This window comes from Pseudomonas sp. AC239, from assembly GCF_979258545.1.
The window spans coordinates 3,981,065-3,999,394 of sequence record NZ_OZ409864.1 but is presented as its reverse complement, the minus strand read 5'-3'; the positions used below and the strand labels follow the sequence as shown (position 1 = coordinate 3,999,394).

The window sequence follows — 18,330 nt, the reverse complement described above, 5'->3', positions numbered from 1 at the left end:
CGACGACTTACAACATGCGGCGCCATTGGAACCTGTTAGAACTTGTAATGGCAGTGATAACGAGCGTCGGATTATCATTCAACTTTGCGAAATCAACGCCTGCGACTTGAACATGCGATTGAAAAGATGAACTAGCCGCTTCGGCAAAACCGTCCATACTCAACAAGTCAATTGATCTGCGTCAGGCTTACGCGCAATCGCTACACCATCTGCATTTTTTACCCAACGCGACCAAAGGTCGCACCCTTGAGCCAGAGCGGCAGGCGTATCATCGCGCTACTGCAACAGCCCTTTTTGACTTCGGTTGGCACGTATCGACCGAGGCATTTTTCCACTGCCGTGGGATGCAATGATGAGCAATCAGATTCCGGTACACGACGTCACGCCGCCGAGCAAGAACGCGAACAACAGCGTCGATCTTTATGCCTCACGAGAAAAAATCTACACCCGTGCCTTCACGGGCCTGTTCCGCAATCTGCGGATGCTCGGCGGTGCGGCGTTGTTTCTGCTGTATTTCGGCACGGTGTGGCTGAACTGGGGCGGCCATCAGGCGGTGTGGTGGAACCTGCCGGAGCGCAAGTTCTTCATCTTTGGCGCGACTTTCTGGCCACAGGATTTCATCCTGCTCTCCGGTCTGTTGATCATTGCTGCATTCGGCCTGTTCTTCATCACTGTCTATGCCGGGCGCGTCTGGTGCGGTTACACCTGCCCGCAGAGCGTATGGACGTGGATTTTCATGTGGTGTGAAAAGGTCACCGAAGGCGACCGCAATCAGCGCATCAAGCTCGACAAGGCGCCGATGAGCGCCAACAAATTCCTGCGCAAACTGGCCAAGCACTCGCTGTGGCTGCTGATCGGTTTCGTCACCGGCATGACCTTTGTCGGCTACTTCTCGCCGATCCGCGACCTGGTCATCGAGTTCTTCACCGGCGAGGCCGATGGCTGGTCGTATTTCTGGGTCGGTTTTTTCACCCTCGCCACGTACGGCAATGCCGGTTGGTTGCGTGAGCAGGTGTGCATCTACATGTGCCCGTATGCGCGCTTCCAGAGCGTGATGTTCGACAAGGACACACTGATCGTTTCCTACGACCCGCGCCGTGGTGAAAGCCGTGGGCCGCGCAAGAAAGGCATCGACTACAAGGCGCTGGGGCTGGGCGATTGCATCGACTGCACGATGTGCGTGCAGGTCTGCCCGACCGGCATCGACATCCGCGATGGCCTGCAGATCGAGTGCATCGGCTGCGCTGCGTGCATCGACGCCTGCGACAGCATCATGGACAAGATGGATTACCCGCGCGGGCTGATCAGCTACACCACCGAACACAACCTCTCGGGGCAGAAAACCCATAAACTGCGTCCGCGCCTGATCGGTTACGCCGTGGTGCTGCTGGCAATGATCAGCCTGTTGGTCGCCGCTTTCTTCATGCGCTCGCTGGTGGGATTCGATGTCAGCAAGGACCGCGTGCTGTACCGCGAAAACGCTGAAGGCCGGATCGAAAACGTCTACAGCCTGAAAATCATGAACAAGGATCAGCGCGACCACACTTACCTGCTGCAAGCCGAGGGGCTGCCGGACCTGCGCCTGCAAGGCAAGCGCGAGATCAAGGTGGCCGCCGGCGATATCGTCAGCATGCCGGTCGAGTTGTCGAGCGCGCCGGAACAACTGCCATCGAGCACCAACGAGGTGAAATTCATCCTCAAGGACGCCGATGACGACAGCGTCCACGTTGAAGCCAAGAGCCGATTCATCGGCCCACAAATCCGTTGAGAGAATTTTGAACATGCCCGCTGCAAACGCCGCAAGTCCCTGGTACAAGCACCTCTGGCCGTGGATCATCATCGCCATCCTCGCCTGCTCGGTGGCCTTGACCCTGTCCATGGTGACCATCGCGGTGAACAACCCGGACAATTTGGTCAACGACAACTATTACGAAGCGGGTAAAGGCATCAACCGTTCACTGGATCGCGAGTTGCTGGCGCAGACCCTGAAACTGCGTGCGGCGGTGCATCTGGATGACGTGACCGGTGAAGTCGATCTGCGCTTGAACGGTGACAGCCAGCCGCAAACCCTGGAACTGAACCTGATCTCGCCGACCCAGCCGGAGAAGGATCGCAAGATCGTGCTGACCCGCAGCGCAAGCGAGAGCGGGCGCTACATCGGCCAGTTGGGTGACAAGGTTGAAGGTCGGCGGTTTGTCGAGTTGCTCGGCAGCCAGGATGAGCACGTGTGGCGCATGTTCGAAGAAGAGCTGGTCAGCCATGACAAGGAGCTGCTGCTGGGCGATGAGCCATTGCAGGGTGCGGAAGACCTGAAAAAATAAGCCTTTACTCTGATCGTTCCCACGCTCTGCGTGGGAACGCAGCCAGGGACGCTCCGCGTCCCAGCCGAAGCGGACGCGGAGCGTCCGGGGAGGCATTCCCACGCGGAGCGTGGGAACGATCATCGGAACGCGCACCATGACCAGCCCACCCCCCTGCTACCACTGCGCCCTGCCCGTCCCGTCCGGCAGTCGCTTCACCGCCGTCGTCCTCGGGCAGGCCCGCGAGTTCTGCTGCCCGGGCTGTCAGGCCGTGGCCGAAGCCATCGTAGCCGGTGGTCTGGAAAGCTATTACCAGCATCGCAGCGAAGCCTCGGCCAATCCCGAAGCGCTGCCGGTGCAACTGAGCGATGAACTGGCGCTGTACGACCGCGCCGACGTGCAGCAACCCTTCGTCCGCCACGAAGGCGACCTCGCTGAAACCACCTTGTTGATGGAAGGCATCAGTTGCGCCGCGTGCGGCTGGCTGATCGAGAAACACCTGCGCACCCTGCCCGCCGTCGCCGAAGCGCGGTTGAACCTGTCCAACCACCGCTTGCACGTACGTTGGGCCGACTCACAATTGCCGCTGAGCCAGATCCTCGCCGAGCTGCGCCACATCGGTTACGCCGCCCACCCGTACCAGGCCGATCGCGCCAGCGAACAATTGGCCAGCGAGAATCGCCTGGCCCTGCGCCAGCTCGGCGTCGCCGGTCTGCTGTGGTTTCAGGCAATGATGGCGACCATGGCCACCTGGCCGGAATTCAACATCGACCTCAGTCCCGAGCTGCACACGATCCTGCGCTGGGTCGCGCTGTTTCTGACCACACCGATCGTGTTCTACAGCTGCGCGCCGTTCTTCAAAGGCGCGATGCGCGATTTGCGCACCCGCCACCTGACCATGGACGTGTCGGTATCGCTGGCGATCGGCAGCGCTTATATCGCCGGAATCTGGACGTCGATCACCGGCGTCGGCGAGCTGTACTTCGATGCGGTCGGCATGTTCGCGCTGTTTCTGCTCGCCGGGCGTTATCTGGAACGCCGCGCCCGCGAACGCACCGCTGCCGCCACTGCGCAACTGGTCAACCTGTTGCCGGCCTCGTGCCTGCGCCTGGATAGCGACGGTCAGAGCGAACGCATCCTGCTCAGCGAATTGCGCGTAGGCGAGCGGATTCTGGTGCAGCCGGGCTCGATTCTGCCGGCCGATGGCAAGATCATCGACGGCCAGTCGAGCATCGACGAATCGCTGCTGACCGGCGAATACCTGCCGCAGCCACGCACGCTCGGCGATGCGGTTACTGCGGGGACACTCAACGTCGAAGGCGCATTGACTGTGCAAGTGCAGGCGCTGGGGCAGGACACGCGTCTTTCCGCGATCGTGCGCCTGCTCGATCGCGCTCAGGCGGAGAAACCGCGTCTGGCGGAAATCGCCGACCGCGCCGCGCAATGGTTCCTCCTGCTGTCGCTGATTGCGGCAGCAGTGATCGGCCTGCTGTGGTGGCAACTGGATTCCTCTCGGGCGTTCTGGATCGTCCTCGCCATGCTGGTGGCGACCTGCCCGTGCGCGCTGTCATTGGCGACGCCGACCGCCCTCACCGCCGCCACCGGCACCCTGCACAAACTCGGGCTGCTGCTGACCCGTGGCCATGTGCTGGAAGGCTTGAACCAGATCGACACAGTGATCTTCGACAAGACCGGCACGCTCACTGAAGGCCGCTTGGTGCTGCGCTCGATTCGCCCGCTCGGCGCGCTCGACAGTGAGCAATGCCTGAGCCTCGCTGCTGCGCTGGAAAACCGTTCGGAGCACCCGATCGCCCGGGCGTTCGGCCGTGCGCCACTGGCCGCCGAGGACGTGCACAGTACACCGGGGCTGGGCCTGGAAGGCGTGGTCGGTGAGCAACGCTTGCGCATCGGTCAGGCCGAATTTGCCTGTGCCCTGAGCGGCGCGGCGCTGCCGTCGCTGCCCGATGAAGCCGGGCAATGGCTGCTGCTCGCCGACAGCCACGGGCCGCTGGCGTGGCTGGTGCTCGATGATCGCCTGCGTGATGACGCCCCTGCCCTGATCGCGGCCTGCAAAGCGCGGGGCTGGCGCACCTTGCTGTTGTCCGGCGACAGTTCGCCGATGGTCGCCAGTGTCGCCGCCGAACTGGGCATCGACGAGGCCCGTGGCGGTTTGCGCCCCGATGACAAACTGCACGTGCTGCAACAACTGCACAAGGAAGGGCGCAAGGTGCTGATGCTCGGTGATGGCGTCAACGATGTGCCGGTATTGGCGGCGGCCGACATCAGCGTGGCGATGGGCTCGGCTACCGATCTGGCGAAAACCAGCGCCGATGCGGTGCTGCTGTCCAACCGCCTCGACGCCTTGGTGCAAGCCTTCACCCTGGCGCGACGCACGCGCCGGGTAATCATCGAGAACCTGCTGTGGGCGGCGCTGTACAATGGCCTCATGTTGCCGTTCGCCGCCCTCGGCTGGATCACTCCGGTGTGGGCGGCGGTCGGCATGTCGATCAGTTCGCTGACCGTGGTGCTCAACGCCCTGCGCCTGACTCGCCTGCCGAGCGCGCCGGCCGCCAGCAGCCCGACCCAAACCCGCCCGCTGCCGGCCTGAGCCGCGCGAGCCTGGAGTTACCCATGCCAGCTCTCTACGTGATGATTCCCGCTGCCTTGCTCATCGTCGCCATCGCCGTGTACATCTTCTTCTGGGCGGTGGACAGCGGTCAGTACGATGACCTCGACGGCCCGGCGCACAGCATCCTGTTTGACGATCAGGATCCCAACCACACCGCTGCAGTGGACGAAGCCAACGCCGGCAAACCGGACGACAAGGCGCCACCCCATGCTTGAACTGGCGCCTCTGCTGGTCTCGGCGCTGATCCTCGGTCTGCTCGGTGGCGGCCATTGTCTGGGCATGTGCGGCGGCCTGATGGGCGCGCTGACCCTGGCGATCCCCAAAGAGCAGCGCAGCCGGCGCTTTCGCCTGTTACTGGCTTACAACCTCGGGCGGATTCTCAGTTATGCCACGGCGGGATTGCTCATCGGCCTCGCCGGATGGGCCGTCGCCAACAGTCCGGCGGCGCTGTTCATGCGCGTATTGGCCGGGTTACTGCTGATCGCCATGGGTTTGTATCTGGCCGGCTGGTGGAGCGGGCTGACCCGTATCGAAGCGCTCGGGCGTGGCTTGTGGCGTTTTATTCAACCGGTGGCGAATCGCTTGCTGCCGGTTTCCAGCCTGCCGCGCGCCTTGCTGCTCGGTGCGCTGTGGGGCTGGCTGCCGTGCGGACTGGTTTACAGCACGCTGTTGTGGAGCGCGAGCCAGGGCAATGCGCTGGACAGTGCATTGCTCATGCTCGCTTTTGGCCTCGGCACCTGGCCGGTACTGCTCGCCACCGGGCTGGCGGCTGAACGGGTCACGGCCATTTTGCGCAAACGCAGCGTGCGCATGGCGGGTGGCTTGCTGGTGATTCTGTTTGGCTTGTGGACCTTGCCCGGGCCGCATCAGCATTGGCTTATGGGCCATTAAACCAGCGGCGTGGCCTTCGCGAGCAAGCTCGCTCCCACAGGGGATTTGAGGCGTACACAAAATCTGTGGGAGCGAGCTTGCTCGCGAAGAGGCCCGCAGGATCAACACACCTCCCCCTGTTGATGCAAATCAACAGCCCCATCGCCGCCCCCCGATAGACTCGCCACACTGCCAGCCTATCCGGGGGAATGCCCGCATGCTCGACGCCATTCGTTGGGACTCTGATCTGATCCGCCGCTACGATCTGGCGGGGCCACGCTACACCTCATATCCGACCGCCGTGCAATTTCACGGTCAGGTCGGCACTTTCGACCTGTTCCATGCCCTGCGCGACAGCCGCAAGGCGCAGCGGCCGTTGTCGCTATACGTGCATGTGCCGTTCTGCGCGAACATTTGCTACTACTGCGCCTGTAACAAGGTCATTACCAAGGATCGCGGGCGTGCGCAGCCGTATCTGCAACGGCTCGAGCAGGAAATCCAGTTGATCGCCTGCCACCTCGACCCGGCGCAGAAAGTCGAGCAGCTGCATTTCGGTGGCGGCACACCGACCTTTCTCAGCCACGATGAATTGCGTCAGCTGATGGCGCACCTGCGCAAGCATTTCAATCTGCTCGATGACGATTCTGGTGACTACGGCATCGAAATCGACCCGCGCGAAGCCGACTGGTCGACCATGGGCCTGTTGCGCGAATTGGGTTTCAACCGGGTCAGCATTGGCCTGCAAGACCTTGACCCGGCGGTGCAGCGCGCGGTCAATCGCCTGCAAAGCCTGGAAGAAACCCGCGCGGTGATCGATGCGGCGCGAACCCTGCAATTTCGCTCGATCAACATTGATCTGATCTACGGCCTGCCAAAGCAGACACCGGACAATTTCGCTCGCACCGTCGAGGAAGTGATCAGCCTGCAACCGGATCGTCTGTCGGTATTCAACTACGCGCACCTGCCGGAACGCTTCATGCCGCAACGGCGGATCAACAGCAGCGAACTGCCGAACCCGGTGCACAAGCTGGAAATGCTCCAGCGCACCATCGAGCAACTGACCGCTGCCGGTTACCGTTACATCGGCATGGACCACTTCGCCCTGCCCGATGACGAGTTGGCGATCGCTCAGGAAGAACACACCCTGCAACGCAACTTTCAGGGCTACACCACCCACGGTCACTGCGACCTGATTGGTCTGGGCGTGTCGGCGATCAGCCAGATCGGCGATTTGTACTGCCAGAACAGCAGCGACCTCACGGCTTATCAGAACAGCCTCGCCAGCGCGCAACTGGCGACCAGTCGCGGCCTGGTGTGCAACGCCGACGATCGCTTGCGCCGCGCGGTGATTCAGCAGCTGATCTGTAATTTCAAACTCGATTTCGCTGAAATCGAGCAGCAGTTCAACATCGATTTTCAGGGCTATTTCGGCGCGCTGTGGCCGCAACTGCAAGGCATGGCCGCGGATGGCCTGATCAAACTCGAGCACGAGCGCATCGAGGTGTTGCCGGCGGGCCGATTGCTGGTGCGCTCGGTATGCATGGTCTTCGATGCGTACCTTGAGCAGCAGAACCGCCAGCGTTTTTCCCGAGTGATTTAAGGTTTGTTCAGCAACGAGCCGACCTTGAAATTCTGCTCAGGAGTCAGCGCCGACTGGTTCATCACTTTCGACAAGGCGAGGTTGGCGGTGATCAGGCCACTGTTGAGCGCGGCGATGGCACCACGCAATGCGGCGAGCTTGTTGATCTTTTCTTCAGCGGAAAGCGTTCTGTCGGACATGACCGCCGCCATGCGCGCTTTCTTCTCGATGATCTCCTTCTGGATTTTTCGGATCATCTTCAGCAATTGCTGAATGTTCTCCGGCAAGCCGCTGTTATCGACGTCGCTGTTCTCGCCGCCGACAGCAGCGGATTTGGCGATGGCCGCGCCAGACAGCGACACTTTGACGCCCTCGACCAAGGTCGGGGTTGCCGTGTTCGACAAGTCGTCATCGCGGTTGATCGCAGCGTCGGTATTGTTGATCTCCGGCGCGGCAGCAACGCCGCTGCTACCGGGGCCTAGCGTGCCAATGGCGGTCATCGGGGCCTTCCCTGAATGGATGCTGATAGCTGTTTATCGGCCGCAGGTGCTGCGGCTTTATGTCTGTGGGACAACGCCGCCGCGTGCTGGCCTGAATGTCCTCGCGTGAGTTACCCTTACGGCTTATGTGTGTTTTCCCACAAGGATTGAAGAAATGTCCGAGCCAGTCAAACTGCGCGCTCACAACCAGGCCCATTGCAAGGATTGCAGCCTGGCCCCGCTCTGCCTGCCACTTTCGCTGAATCTGGAAGACATGGACGCGCTGGACGAAATCGTTAAACGCGGCCGCCCGCTGAAGAAGGGCGAGTTCCTGTTCCGCCAGGGCGACATCTTCGATTCCGTTTATGCGGTTCGCTCCGGCGCCCTGAAGACTTTCAGCCTGAGCGATGCCGGTGAAGAGCAACTGACTGGCTTCCACCTGCCGAGTGAACTGGTCGGACTGTCGGGCATGGACACCGAGAAACACCCGGTGTCGGCCCAGGCGCTGGAAACCACTTCTGTCTGCGAAATCCCTTTCGAGCGCCTCGACGAACTGGCCCTGCAATTGCCACAATTGCGCCGCCAGTTGATGCGGGTGATGAGCCGCGAGATTCGCGACGATCAGCAAATGATGTTGCTGCTGTCGAAGAAGACCGCTGACGAGCGCATCGCTACTTTCCTGGTCAACCTGTCGGCCCGCTTCCGCGCTCGCGGCTTCTCGGCCAACCAGTTCCGCCTGAGCATGTCGCGCAATGAAATCGGCAATTATCTGGGCCTGGCGGTGGAAACCGTGTCGCGGGTGTTCACCCGTTTCCAGCAGAACGAGCTGATTGCCGCCGAGGGCAAGGAGATCCATATTCTCGACCCGATCCAGCTGTGCGCACTGGCCGGCGGTTCGATCGAAGGCTGATCACGACCCGCGGTTGAGCGAATCGTTTCAGCCGCGGGTATACTGCGCCGTTTGCAGCCCTGCCAGGACGCCCCCGATGGTCTTCGACTCCTTCGACATCAAATCCCTGATCCGCCCCGTGATCGACTTCCCGAAACCGGGTGTGATCTTTCGCGACATCACCCCGCTGTTCCAGTCGCCGACGGCGCTGCGCCTGGTGATGGACAGCTTCGCCCACCGCTACGTCGAAGCCGACTTCACCCACATCGGCGCCATGGACGCCCGTGGTTTTCTGATCGGTTCGGTACTGGCCTATCAGTTGAACAAACCGCTGGTGCTGTTCCGCAAGCAAGGCAAACTGCCGGCGGACGTGCTCGCCGAAGGATATGCCACCGAATACGGCGAAGCGTTTCTGGAAGTGCACGCCGACAGCCTGTGTGAAGGCGATTCGGTGGTGATGTTCGATGACCTGATCGCTACCGGCGGGACGTTGATTGCAGCGGCCAACCTGATTCGCCGCATGGGCGCGCGGGTGCATGAAGCGGCGGCGATCATTGATCTGCCCGAGCTGCAAGGTTCGCAGCGCTTGCAGGACATGGGCATCCCGACGTTCTGCCTGACGCAGTTTGCTTTGACTGATAAATAATCAAGATCTAAAGATTGATCGTTCCCACGCTCCGCGTGGGAATGCCTCAAGGGACGCTCTGCGTTCCAGCTTGCGATAGGGACGCGGAGCGTCCCGGGCTGCATTCCCACGCAGAGCGTGGGAACGATCATGCATCGGACGATCTTTTGCTTTTAGAGCCCCATCTGCTTACTGATGATTTCGTTCATCACTTCCCGCGTCCCGCCGCCAATCGACAGAATGCGGTTATCCCGATACAGCCGCTCCACCAGGCTTTCGCGCATATAACCGAGCCCGCCGAGAATCTGCACCGCCTCGGTGGTGATCCGGTCAGACGTGTCGGTGGCGAAGTTCTTCGCCATGGAAATTTCCTTGATCACACTCTGCCCCGCCGCCATTTTTGCCGCTTGCCGATACGTGAACTCGCGCGACACTTCCAGCGCCGTGGCCATTTCGGCGAGGCGATGTTTGATCACCTGAAACTTGCCGATGGGTTTGCCAAATGCCTCACGCTCGCGCGCCCACTTCAGGCTCTCCTCCAGCGCCAATTGCGCCGTCATGTTGGCCATCAATGCCAGCGCCAGCCGTTCGCTCTGAAAATTGCCCATGATGCAGGCGAAGCCCATATTCTCTGCGCCAATGAGGTTTCCTACAGGCACGCGGCAATCGTCGAAGAACAATTCAGCGGTATCCGACGCCCACCAGCCCATTTTCTTCAATTGCCGACCGACGCTGAAACCCGGCGTGCCCTTCTCGATCAGCAACAGGCTGATACCGCCGAACCCCGGCGCACCGGTGCGCACCGCGACGGTGTAGAAATCGGCGCGCACGCCGCTGGTGATAAAGGTTTTGCTGCCGCTGACCCGGTAGAAATCGCCGTCTCGCACGGCGCGGGTTTGCAGGTTGGCGACGTCGGAACCGCCGCCGGGCTCGGTGACCGCCAGGGCGCTGATCTTCTCGCCGCTGAGCACTTGGGGAACGACCCGCTCGCGAACTTCTGGCCGCGCCCACTTGACGATCGGCGGCAGGCCGATATCCAGCGAGCCCAGCCCCGCCACCAGGCCGCCAGAGCCGCAGCGCATCAGCTCTTCACTGGCGGCGACCTTGGCGAACAGATCACCTTCATGGCTGCCGCCAAGCGCTTCGGGATAGCCGATACCGAGAATGCCTGCGGCACCGGCCTTGAGGTACAGCTCACGGGGAAAGCTTTCGGCTTCTTCCCACTGATCAATGTCCGGCAGGATCTCGCGTTCGACGAAACGTCTGACGCTGTCGCGGACCAATTGGTGGCTGGGGTCGAAGTATTCCTGAAAGGCAGGCATGGGCGAGCTCCACGGAAGGGTTCGCCGACGTTAACCGAGCGCTTGCTTGGTTATCAATGAAATTGTGCGAATCAGATGGAGCGCGGCGCGCCATTCGCGAGCAGGCTCGCTCCCACAGGGGATTTGTGAACGACACAAACCAATGTGGGAGCGAGCCTGCTCGCGAAGGCGTTAGTTCAGACGCCGCAAATTCAGAGGGAAATCGGTTTACGCCCGGCAAACGAATGCGCCAGCGTGCCGCCATCGACCAGCTCCAGCTCACCGCCCAGCGGCACGCCATGGGCAATCCGCGAAGCGATCAGACCTTTGTTCTGCAACAACTGCGCAATGTAATGCGCCGTCGCCTCGCCTTCGACCGTCGGGTTGGTGGCGAGGATGACTTCAGTAAAGGTTCCCGCCTCTTCAATGCGCGCCATCAATTGCGGAATGCCGATCGCTTCCGGCCCCAGGCCATCCAGCGGCGACAGATGCCCCTTGAGCACGAAATAGCGGCCACGGAAACCGGTCTGCTCCACCGCATAGACATCCATCGGCCCTTCGACCACGCAGAGCAGCGTGTCATCGCGGCGCGGGTCGGCGCATTGCGGGCACAGATCATCTTCGGTGAGCGTGCGGCACTGGCGGCAATGGCCGACGCCTTCCATGGCCTGGCTCAAGGCCTGAGCCAGACGGGTGCCGCCGCTGCGATCACGTTCGAGCAACTGCAACGCCATGCGCTGAGCGGTTTTCTGACCCACGCCCGGCAAGGTGCGCAAGGCGTCGATCAGTTGGCGAATCAAAGGGCTGAAGCTCATGGGTACACAGTCCGACTAAACAACGAGACGCGGTTTATACCCGCGCCTCTGGCCAGCGTCAAATCCTCAGTCCTGGGCAACCCGAACCACCAGTTTGCCGAAGTTGCGCCCTTCCAGCAGACCGATGAACGCCTCGGGCGCCTGCTCCAGACCTTCGACCACGTCCTCGCGGAACTTGACCTTGCCGTCGCGTACCCACGGCACCATGTGGCTGATGAATTCCGGCTGACGATCACCGTAATCGTCGAAAACGATGAAGCCCTGAATACGCACACGCTTGGTGAGTAGAGTGCGTTGCAGCATCGGCAGGCGATCCGGGCCAGTCGGCGCCTCGGCGGCGTTGTAGCCGGCGATCAGGCCGCACAGCGGGATGCGCGCCTTGGGATTGAGCAACGGCACGACCGCGTCGAACACGTGCCCACCGACGTTCTCATAATAAATGTCGATGCCGTTGGGGCAGGCCTTGGCCAGTTGCTCGGCGAAGTCGTCGGCCTTGTGGTCGATGCAGGCATCAAAACCCAGCTCCTCAACCACGTATTTGCACTTCTCGGCCCCACCGGCTACGCCGACCGCGCGCAGGCCTTTGATCTTCGCCACTTGCCCGACCACCGAGCCGACGGCGCCAGACGCCGCAGCCACCACCAGGGTTTCGCCTTCTTTCGGCTGACCGATGTCCATCAGCCCCATGTACGCGGTCATGCCTGGCATGCCCAGCACCCCGAGGGCCATCGACGGGCTCGGCAGGCCGGCCGGGATCGGCATGATGTTGCGACCGTCGCTGATACTGTGGCTCTGCCAGCCAGTCGCGCCGACCACCAGATCACCAACATGAAATTTCGGATGATTGGATTGCTCGACCCGGCTGACGGCGCCGCCGGTCATGACTTCGCCGATCTGCACTGGCGCAGCGTAGGACGGTGCGTCGCTCATACGTCCGCGCATGTACGGGTCGAGCGACAGGTACAGGGTTTTCAGCAACACCTGACCGTCCTGCAGATCCGGCAGCGCCTCGCGCTCCAGACGAAAGTTCTCCGGGGTCGGTGCGCCGGTCGGGCGCGAGGCGAGGACGAAACGTTGGTTGAGGGTGAGAGGGTCGGACATGTCAGCGTCTCCTGTGAATGGGGAATTCGGTGTATAGGGAGCAGACCTTGGTAGCGGTGGTGTGTTCGATGTTTCTTCAGTTGTGCCGAGGTGAGTTCATTCGCGAGCAGGCTCGCTCCCACAGGGGAATGCATTCCAAATGTGGGAGCGAGCCTGCTCGCGAAAGCGTCAGTCTGGAGGCACATGCCCATCAGGCAGAAACAAAAATGCCAGGCGCGATGCCTGGCATTTTGTGTAGCCCATCTGCCGCCAAATGGCGAATCAGAATGGCAGTTTCATACCCGCTGGCAGGTTCATGCCGGCGGTCATGCTGCCCATTTTTTCCTGGCTGTTGGCTTCGATCTTGCGCACGGCGTCGTTGACGGCGGCGGCGACCACGGCTTCCAGCATCTCTTTGTCGTCTTCGCTCAGGCCTTCGACCAGGCTTGGGTCGATGCTCACGCTTTTCACGTCGTGACGACCGGTCATCACCACGGTGACCATGTCGCCGCCGGCCTTGCCGGTGACTTCGGCGTTGGCCAGTTCTTCCTGCATCTTGGCCATTTTTTCCTGCATCTGCTGCGCCTGCTTCATCAGGCCGGCCATGCCACCTTTCATCATGGGAATCACCTCAAACGTACTTGGATAAAACAGCGCCCGGCCATCGAGGCCGAGCACCTTCAGTTATTAGCCTTGGGTGACCAAGGCGTCGACAGGTTCAATAGTATCGCTTCGCACCACCGCGCCGAACTGCTGAACCATCTGCTGGATGAACGGATCACCGTGGATCGACTCCTCCGCCTCGCGCTGGCGGTTGGCGCGGCGGCGCGAGGCGGCCTGGGCCGGGGTTTCCTGCTCGGGCTTGATCAGCTCGATGGTCAGCGTCAGCGTGCGCCCGTGGAACTGGTTCAACGCCTCATTGAGACGACGCTGTTGCGTGGCGTTGAACAGGGCGCTGTGGGCCGGATCCAGGTGCATCAGCCAATGATCGCCATCGACCGCAATCAACGTGCAGTTGGCGGCGATGCTGCCGGTCATGCCGGAAATCGGCAGTTTCGGGAACAGCTCCAGCCATTGCAGGGCCAGACCGGTTGCCGGCGCAGCAGCAGGTTCCGGCTCGGGTTCAGGTTCGGGATCGGCGGCGTGTTCGCTGGCCAATTCGTCGAGGTAGCTGTAGGCCGAATCCATGTCCGGCTCGATGTAATCCTCGTCCAGCGGCGGTTCGTCGTCCATGTCCATGCCTGGCGTAGCGGCATCGACGTCAGCGACGGACGGCTCGGGAATTGGCGCAGCGGCCCACTCCGGCGCATCCGGCACCACGCTGTCGGGAGTCGGCAGCGGCATCGGCGGCAGTTCAGGCTGCTCGCCGGCGGTTTCCAGCACCGGCTCGACGGCGGGTTGCTGTACCGGCGCCGGCTCGGGCTCGGCCTCAACCGGGTCGTTCCAAGGCAGATCGACCACGGCTTCGATAGCGACTGGCTCAGGCTCAGGCTCCGGTTGCGCTTCGACAACTGGCGCAACAGGTTCTGGCTCGGCAGCCGGCGCCGCTACCGGTGCGGGCGCAGGTGCCGGGGCAACAGCCGCAGCGACCACCGGCGCAGGCTTCGGCGCGGCAGCCACTGAGTTTGCGGAATCAACTGTGGCCTGGCTGATCCCCACTGGCTTTAGCGCTTGCCTCGGCGCGTCCGCCGTATCCGCCGGGCGGAACGCGAGCATCCGCAGCAAGACCATTTCGAAACCGCCGCGCGGGTCCGGCGCCAGCGGCAAATCGCGGCGACCGATCAGGCCCATCTGGTAATAGAACTGCACGTCTTCGGCCGGCAGTGCCTGGGCCAAGGCCAATACGCGATCACGGTCGCCGTGGCCATTGTCGACGCCTTCCGGCAGCGCCTGAGCGATGGCCACGCGGTGCAGCACGTTGAGAATTTCCGAGAGCACGCCGTTCCAGTCCGGGCCTTGCTCGGCCAGATGCCGCACGGCTTCGAGCAGCGCCTTGGCATCGCCTTCGATCAGTGCATGCAGCACGTCATAGACCTGACCGTGATCCAGCGTGCCGAGCATCGCGCGCACGTCGGTAGCGAGCACCTTGCCTTCACCGAACGCGATGGCCTGATCGGTCAGGCTCATGGCGTCACGCATCGAGCCGTCAGCCGCGCGGCCGAGCAGCCACAGTGCATCGTCTTCGAACGGTACGTTTTCTGCGGTCAGCACGTGAGTCAAATGCTCGACCACACGCTCGGGCGTCATGTTCTTCAGGGAGAACTGCAAGCAACGCGAAAGAATCGTTGCCGGAAGTTTCTGCGGATCGGTGGTCGCCAGGATGAACTTGACGTAGGGCGGCGGCTCTTCGAGGGTTTTCAGCAGCGCATTGAAGGAATGGCTGGACAGCATGTGCACTTCGTCGATCAGGTAGACCTTGAAGCGCCCACGGCTTGGCGCGTACTGCACGTTATCGAGCAGTTCGCGGGTGTCCTCGACTTTGGTGCGGCTGGCGGCGTCGATCTCGATCAGGTCGACAAACCGGCCTTCATCGATCTCGCGGCACACCGAACATTCGCCGCAGGGGCTGGAGGTAATACCGGTCTCGCAGTTCAGGCACTTGGCAATGATCCGCGCGATGGTGGTCTTGCCGACCCCGCGCGTCCCGGTGAACAGGTAGGCGTGGTGCAGCCGTTGGCTGTCCAAGGCATTGATCAGAGCCTTGAGCACATGGGTCTGGCCGACCATTTCGCGGAACGAGCGCGGACGCCATTTACGTGCAAGAACCTGATAACTCATCGAAAACCGTCGCAGCGAAGGAAGCAGAAGCGGCTAATGCTAGCGGAGCAAGGGCAAAATTGCATCCGGTGTCCTCGTCTAATATGGCTAAGCTGCATCAGCAGAGGCTTTTATCAGCTCGGGATGGGGAATTACCGGAGCGTCTATGCGGTGGGCCGTGGCGGCATTGCTGGGTATCAGCCTCAACGCGATGGCCGCGCAAGCGCCGTTGCGCTTCGCCGTGCCGGATAGCTGGGCGATGCCGATGGTGCAACTGCAAGGCGGCAGACCGACCCAGGGCATCCTGCACGACATCCTGCTCAGCCTGGCGACCCAGGTCGGCGCGCCGGCGCAATTCATCGTCCTGCCGCGCGCGCGGGTCCAGAGCGCCATGGAGCACGGCGACATCGACGTGCGCTGCTATGCCGCACAGTCGTGGCTGCCGAATCAGTCCGGCGATTACATCTGGAGCGTACCGCTGTGGTTCCAGCGCGACCTGCTGATCAGCCGCAAGGATAAGTCGGCGCAGATCAATCCCGCCCAGCTGCCGCGCCAGGCCATCGGCACCGTTCTCGGTTACAGCTACCCTACCCTGCAACCACTGTTCGACGCCGACCAATTGCAACGCGAAGACGCGCGCAATCAGGAACAGGTGCTGGAAAAGCTCCTCGCCGGACGCTACCGCTACGCGGTAAGCAATCAGTGGACGCTGGACTGGATCAACCAGCGCCTGTTGCCGGAGCAGCAGTTGCGAGGGGTCGCGGTACTGCAGGAGCAGAACATCGGTTGCTATGTGAGGAACGACCCGAAGGTGCCGGTGCAGCGAATTTTGCGCACGTTGCTGCGAATGAAGATGTCGGGCGAGATCGACGACATAATCCGGCTCTACACCGGCACCTCATCAACCACACCCTAACCCCATGTGGGAGCGAGCCTGCTCGCGAAAGCGGTATATCACGCGACACATTTGTTGAACACGCCGACGCCGTCGCGAACAGGCTCGCTCCCACAGGGTTGGCCGGGTCAATAACCGTGCGATTCGCGGAATTTCTGATAATCGTGAAAGTCGATCCACTCGACCACGTCGTAAGGCAGATAAAGCTGCTCTCGGGCGCGGGAAATGGCGATGTACACGGCACAGATGCGCTGATCGAACTCGTAGGCGTCCTTGAATTTTTCGTTACTGAGCAACGCCCGCGTCAACAGCACGCGCCTGAACTCCATGCCGCCGGCCTGCTCCGCCATCATCAACAGACAGGCCTTGCCCGGTTCGATGATCTTCTGGCTCAGTCGCGTCAGGTCGGCAATCATGAAGCCGTTTTGCAACTGTGCTTCGATCCACAAAAAGGCTTCATCGAACTGGTTGGCGGCGCGGACCTGCTGCCAGTCAGCCATGTCGCTGAAATACGGATGCGGTCCTTTCTCGCTGGACCCGGCGTTATAGAAATCGCGGCGGAACAGCTCGATGGCGGTGGCCATGAAATGCTTGATGTCATCCCGCGCTTCCCTGTCGGGGAAACTGAAGGCGCAACTGGAATCGTGCAGGTGGATGGCCCACATCATTGTGTCCCACGGTGACGCGGTCAGCACCACGCAACCTTCGGGTGGCACGAAGGCTTGCGGGTAGTACTCGATATCGACGTCGGCGTGACGGGCACCTTCGAACGGCACTTTGCTCTTCTGCGTATGGCGCGAGATCAGTGGATTGACCAGGCGCTCGACATTGCGCCCCGAGCGCACCGAATAGCAGATATCGCTCTGGCGAACTTCACGCTTGCGCTTGAGCGGCTCGCCCTTGGCCTGCTGATATTCATCGCCGAGGGTGATCAGCACCTGCTGCCCGCGCTCGATGATTTGCAGCAGCGACGCCGGCACATCCTGGCTTTCATCGATGATCACATGGGTGTAGCGCGGCGGGACGCGGCAACCGGCGAGACTGGCGCGTTTGATCATCAACAATGTCTGAAACCCGCTCTGGCTGGCCCAGGCCGGATTGGCCTGCAGATACATCCAAAGACGGCTGGAGTACTCCAGCAGCGCTTGCGAGTCTGCGCCGGTCAAGGGCTGCTGGAAGTGCGGCAAGTGCCTGGCGGACAGCGTGTGGTCTCTTGAGGAGCAGTACAGCTCTAGCACGCGCAGACAGACCTCGAGGGTGCCCGGTCCGTCGTGGTGGCGAAAGCCGAACATATTCAGCTCCTGCGCCAGCGCCTGCTTGCTCGGAAGCCGATTCGGGGCCTTGGCCACATGCAGGCGCGGACCAAGCAATTGCGCCTGGGCAAATTCGAAAAAGGTCTGGCCGATTTCCGTGTCATGCACCTGCACGATGTGCTTGCGCAACGTCGCCAGTTTCGCCGGGGTGCGCGCCAGTACCAGCGTGCGTTTCGAGCGCAGGCACTCGATCAGCGCGCTGAGCATGTAGCTCTTGCCGATCCCCGCATAACCCTGCACATGCAGGTCTTCGTCGAGGTTGGCGCGAAAAGTCCGCAGCAGCTTGTCCTGCGCCGCGCTCAACCAGTGTTCGCGCTCGCGAGGCGTGACCATCTGCTGGCGGAACGGGTTGTTCTGTTGCTGATGGCGAATCTTGAAGTCGACATCCCATTGCCCATCGGGCAACAGGTAGTGCTGCGCAGCGACTTCATCGGTCATGAGAAACCGCAGGTTCAGGCCTTTGAGCGCATTGAGGCCGAAGTACAATTTGCGCGAATCGAACAGACGCCGCGCCTCTGCAAGCAGTCCCGCCGAGCCGGAGCGCCGAGCGGTGACAGACCAGTCAATGAGTCTTGCGAGGATCTTCTCCGCCGCGCTGGCGCTCAAGTCCTGTTCCGTGGCCTGGGCGAGGTTCTGGATGACCAGCACCGCCGCCAGCTCCGGATCGCTCAGGTTGGCCAGTGTCGCGTCGCCGTCGGGCTGCAACAACGCCGTACACGCATCATGTGTGATCGGCAGAAGGAGCGGTGTGGCCAAGTCAAAATGTTCCGGGTGCATACAACCTCGCCGCCTGGGCTT

The 18,330-nt window shown here is 61.7% G+C and carries 16 protein-coding genes; 9 read left to right on the top strand and 7 right to left on the bottom strand.

The window, feature by feature from the left end; translation table 11 throughout:
- Nucleotides 1–352 precede the first annotated feature (352 nt).
- From ccoG to hemN, 6 genes are all read left to right on the top strand, one after another.
- A complete protein-coding gene (gene ccoG / locus ACZ0AZ_RS18205) occupies nt 353–1,768 on the top strand; it encodes a cytochrome c oxidase accessory protein CcoG (RefSeq protein WP_039763032.1) in 1,416 nt (471 codons plus the stop codon).
- 13 nt (nt 1,769–1,781) lie between these two features.
- The gene (locus ACZ0AZ_RS18200) at nt 1,782–2,321 is read left to right on the top strand and encodes a FixH family protein (protein WP_039763031.1); all 540 of its coding nucleotides are present in this window, start codon (nt 1,782–1,784) and stop codon (nt 2,319–2,321) included.
- 136 nt (nt 2,322–2,457) lie between these two features.
- A complete protein-coding gene (locus ACZ0AZ_RS18195; RefSeq protein WP_129999175.1) occupies nt 2,458–4,908 on the top strand; it encodes a heavy metal translocating P-type ATPase in 2,451 nt (816 codons plus the stop codon).
- 23 nt (nt 4,909–4,931) lie between these two features.
- The gene (gene ccoS / locus ACZ0AZ_RS18190; protein WP_039763029.1) at nt 4,932–5,144 is read left to right on the top strand and encodes a cbb3-type cytochrome oxidase assembly protein CcoS; all 213 of its coding nucleotides are present in this window, start codon (nt 4,932–4,934) and stop codon (nt 5,142–5,144) included.
- Nucleotides 5,137–5,820: a sulfite exporter TauE/SafE family protein gene (locus tag ACZ0AZ_RS18185; RefSeq protein WP_041479091.1), complete on the top strand. Its 684-nt coding sequence runs from the start codon at nt 5,137–5,139 to the stop codon at nt 5,818–5,820. Before ccoS ends, ACZ0AZ_RS18185 begins: the two co-directional genes overlap by 8 nt.
- A 196-nt stretch (nt 5,821–6,016) precedes the next feature.
- Nucleotides 6,017–7,399 carry an oxygen-independent coproporphyrinogen III oxidase gene (gene hemN / locus ACZ0AZ_RS18180; protein WP_129999176.1) on the top strand — a complete coding sequence of 461 codons (1,383 nt, stop codon included), beginning with the start codon at nt 6,017–6,019 and terminating at the stop codon, nt 7,397–7,399.
- Here the strand turns inward: hemN and ACZ0AZ_RS18175 are convergent.
- A complete protein-coding gene (locus tag ACZ0AZ_RS18175; protein WP_129999177.1) occupies nt 7,396–7,878 on the bottom strand; it encodes a hypothetical protein in 483 nt (160 codons plus the stop codon). The genes hemN and ACZ0AZ_RS18175 overlap by 4 nt on opposite strands.
- Before the next feature lie 154 nt (nt 7,879–8,032).
- On the opposite strand from ACZ0AZ_RS18175, the gene fnr reads away from it, so the two are divergent.
- Both fnr and ACZ0AZ_RS18165 read left to right on the top strand, forming a co-directional pair.
- Complete coding sequence (gene fnr / locus ACZ0AZ_RS18170; protein ID WP_039763025.1) at nt 8,033–8,767, top strand: fumarate/nitrate reduction transcriptional regulator Fnr; 735 nt, start codon at nt 8,033–8,035, stop codon at nt 8,765–8,767.
- A gap of 76 nt (nt 8,768–8,843) precedes the next feature.
- Nucleotides 8,844–9,392: an adenine phosphoribosyltransferase gene (locus tag ACZ0AZ_RS18165; protein ID WP_024012326.1), complete on the top strand. Its 549-nt coding sequence runs from the start codon at nt 8,844–8,846 to the stop codon at nt 9,390–9,392.
- 152 nt (nt 9,393–9,544) lie between these two features.
- On the opposite strand, the gene ACZ0AZ_RS18160 is transcribed toward ACZ0AZ_RS18165, so the two are convergent.
- The 5 genes from ACZ0AZ_RS18160 to dnaX form a co-directional block, all read right to left on the bottom strand.
- Nucleotides 9,545–10,693 carry an acyl-CoA dehydrogenase family protein gene (locus ACZ0AZ_RS18160; protein ID WP_150741394.1) on the bottom strand — a complete coding sequence of 383 codons (1,149 nt, stop codon included), beginning with the start codon at nt 10,691–10,693 and terminating at the stop codon, nt 9,545–9,547.
- Nucleotides 10,694–10,884: 191 nt separating this feature from the next.
- Entirely contained in the window at nt 10,885–11,487 is a 603-nt protein-coding gene (gene recR / locus ACZ0AZ_RS18155; RefSeq protein WP_064363871.1) for a recombination mediator RecR, read from the bottom strand.
- 66 nt (nt 11,488–11,553) lie between these two features.
- Nucleotides 11,554–12,588 (bottom strand): NADP-dependent oxidoreductase, encoded by a 1,035-nt coding sequence (locus ACZ0AZ_RS18150; protein WP_039763023.1) that lies wholly within the window; start codon nt 12,586–12,588, stop codon nt 11,554–11,556.
- A gap of 261 nt (nt 12,589–12,849) precedes the next feature.
- Complete coding sequence (locus ACZ0AZ_RS18145) at nt 12,850–13,188, bottom strand: YbaB/EbfC family nucleoid-associated protein (protein ID WP_003223337.1); 339 nt, start codon at nt 13,186–13,188, stop codon at nt 12,850–12,852.
- Between the two features lie 66 nt (nt 13,189–13,254).
- Nucleotides 13,255–15,345, bottom strand: a complete 2,091-nt coding sequence (gene dnaX / locus ACZ0AZ_RS18140) for a DNA polymerase III subunit gamma/tau (protein WP_129999179.1) — start codon at nt 15,343–15,345, stop codon at nt 13,255–13,257.
- 145 nt (nt 15,346–15,490) lie between these two features.
- Here dnaX and ACZ0AZ_RS18135 point away from each other — a divergent pair, with 145 nt between their 5' ends.
- Nucleotides 15,491–16,240 (top strand): substrate-binding periplasmic protein, encoded by a 750-nt coding sequence (locus tag ACZ0AZ_RS18135; protein ID WP_129999180.1) that lies wholly within the window; start codon nt 15,491–15,493, stop codon nt 16,238–16,240.
- A 107-nt stretch (nt 16,241–16,347) separates the two neighbouring features.
- Here ACZ0AZ_RS18135 and ACZ0AZ_RS18130 read toward each other — a convergent pair whose 3' ends face one another.
- Nucleotides 16,348–18,309: a hypothetical protein gene (locus ACZ0AZ_RS18130; protein WP_129999181.1), complete on the bottom strand. Its 1,962-nt coding sequence runs from the start codon at nt 18,307–18,309 to the stop codon at nt 16,348–16,350.
- Between the last annotated feature and the right edge of the window lie 21 nt (nt 18,310–18,330).